Here is a 2,649-nt window from a genome sequence, read left to right on the forward strand (position 1 = left end):
GGCGTCGCGCATGATCTGGTATTCCTTGTCGGAAAGGGTCTGCGCCGGAGCCACGGTAATGGAGTCGCCGGTGTGAATGCCCATGGGGTCGAAGTTTTCAATAGAGCAGACGATAATGCAGTTGTCGTTCTTGTCCCGGACAACCTCCATTTCGTACTCCTTCCAGCCGATCAGGGATTCGTCGATAAGGAGCTCATGGGTCGGGGAAAGATCCAGGCCGCGATTGCAGATTTCCTCGAATTCCTCGGGATTGTAGGCAATGCCGCCGCCGGAGCCGCCCATGGTGAAGGAGGGGCGGATAATGCAGGGGAAGCCCACTACGGACTGCACCTTCCAGGCCTCCTCCATGCTGTGGGCAATGCCGGCCTTGGGGCAGGACAGGCCGATTTTCTTCATGGCCTCGTCAAAGCGATCCCGGTTTTCCGCCTTGTCAATGGCATCGGCGGTGGCGCCGATCATCTCCACGCCGTACTTTTCCAGCACGCCGTGAGTAGCCAGATCCAGAGCGCAGTTAAGAGCTGTCTGACCGCCCATGGTAGGCAGAATCGCATCCGGACGCTCCTTGTCGATAATGCGCTCCACCACCTGCCAGTTAATGGGCTCGATATAGGTGGCATCGGCCATTTCGGGGTCGGTCATAATGGTGGCGGGGTTGGAGTTCACCAGAATAACCCGGTAGCCTTCTTCCTTGAGAGCCTTGCATGCCTGAGCTCCGGAATAGTCGAACTCACAGGCCTGACCGATAACAATAGGACCGGCTCCCAGAATAAGAATGCTCTTGATATCTGTACGCTTGGTCATTTACTTCTGCCCCTCACGATATTGTTTTATAAGCTCGACAAAGTGATCAAAAAGTCCGGCCACATCATGAGGCCCGGGGCTGGCTTCCGGATGTCCCTGGAAGCTGAAGGCCGGCTTGTCCTTGCGGCGCATGCCCTGCAGCGTGCCGTCAAAAAGGGCGATATGGGTTACCTCCAGGCAGTCCGGCATGTTGTCCATGTCCACAGCGAAGCCGTGATTCTGGGAGGTGATGGCCACAGTATTGTCAAAAACATTCTTTACCGGCTGATTGGCGCCGTGCTGACCGAATTTGGTCTTGATGGTCTTAGCTCCGGAGGCCAGTCCCAGAAGCTGATGGCCGAGACAGATGCCGAATACCGGGATATTGTGATCCAGAATCTCCCTGATGGCTTCCTGAGCATAAACGCAGGGCTCCGGATCCCCGGGGCCGTTGGACAGGAACACGCCGTCGGGATTCATGGCCAGCACCTCAGAGGCCGGAGTCATGGCCGGAACCACGGTAACGCGGCAGCCCCGGTCGGCGATCATGCGGAGGATGTTGCGCTTTACCCCGAAATCATAGGCCACCACGTGATAAGGGAGGTCGGCGGCATTCTGCTTCTTATAGCCGGATCCCAGTACCCAGGAGCCTTCAGTCCATTCATACTTTTCCTTGCAGGTTACCTCTTTGGCGAGATCCATTCCCTTGAGTCCGGGGAATTCCCGGGCCAGTCTCAGAGCCTCGGCCTCGTCCAGGCTGTCGCCGGCCATGATGCAGCCGTTCTGGGCGCCCTTCTCCCTGAGGAGACGGGTAAGCTTGCGGGTATCGATGTCGCAGATGCCCACGACGCCGTGGCTTACGAGATATTCGGAAAGAGAAGTCTGACTGCGGAAGTTGGAAGCCAGAAGCGGCAGGTCTCGAATTACCAGTCCCTGCACCTGAATGTCAGGTGATTCTTCGTCTTCGGCGTTACAGCCATAATTGCCAATATGAGGATAAGTAAGTGTTACGATTTGCTTGGAATAGGAAGGATCAGTGAGAATTTCCTGATAACCGGTCATAGCGGTATTAAAAACGACCTCACCGACAGCACAGCCCTTAGCGCCAAATGAAACACCTCTGAATACTGTGCCATCTTCTAACACCAGTAATGCAGAATGAGTCAAGATGACCTCCAGAATTACTATTTTTACGGAAAAACTGCAAGGCATGACTTTGCGTAAAAAAGGCACGCAAAATCAAAGTTAAATTTTGAGCATTTTATACTATCAGCGAAAATTATCAAGAAATATCACAAAATGAGAGTTAGACCGCGGCATTTAATTGATTTTTATGGATTATTAACCAATTTTCTGATAAAGAGATCGGAGGCAGAACCGCTCCGGAGGAAGAACAGTTCCGACGGAAGAACCGCTCCCCCTGAAAAAAAGAGGCCGAAGCAAAGCCCGGAAAAACCAAAGCTGTTTCTCCGGCCATTGCGCTGACCTTTCCCGCTGTCACCGGCCGCGCTTCTTTTCCGGCACGGACTCCCGGCGCTTCTCTGCCTCCCAGATCATTTCCTCCAGAATGCGGAACAGTCTTTCGGGCTCCACCGGCTTTGACAGATGAGCGTTCATGCCCGCCTGCAGCGATCTCTGCACATCCTCGTCAAAGGCATTGGCAGTCATGGCAATAATGGGAACCCCGCGGGCGTCGGGGCGATCCAGGGCTCTAATGGCCGTCGTGGCCTCCAGCCCGTCCATTTCCGGCATACGGACATCCATTAGCACCGCATCATAGTAATTAAGCGGGCTTTTCTGAAACATTTCCAGAGCTATTCTGCCGTTTTCCGCGTGGTCGGACTCAATCTCCCTTATCAGCAGAAGCTC

Annotated in this window: 2 protein-coding genes and 1 pseudogene; all 3 read right to left on the reverse strand. The window is 54.2% G+C overall.

Features of this window, described 5'->3' with window-relative positions; translation table 11 throughout:
* Positions 1 to 801: pseudogene (gene carB / locus ACJROR_RS05890) on the reverse strand (carbamoyl phosphate synthase large subunit); the annotation flags it as partial.
* On the reverse strand, positions 802 to 1,947 hold the full coding sequence (gene carA / locus ACJROR_RS05895) for a glutamine-hydrolyzing carbamoyl-phosphate synthase small subunit (RefSeq protein WP_406546275.1): 1,146 nt from the start codon (positions 1,945 to 1,947) through the stop codon (positions 802 to 804).
* A 330-nt stretch (positions 1,948 to 2,277) separates the two neighbouring features.
* A partial coding sequence (locus tag ACJROR_RS05900) for a response regulator (RefSeq protein ID WP_406546276.1) occupies positions 2,278 to 2,649 on the reverse strand: 372 nt, incomplete at its 5' end.

This window comes from Succinimonas sp. (genome assembly GCF_045225735.1).
GTDB lineage: Bacteria > Pseudomonadota > Gammaproteobacteria > Enterobacterales > Succinivibrionaceae > Succinimonas.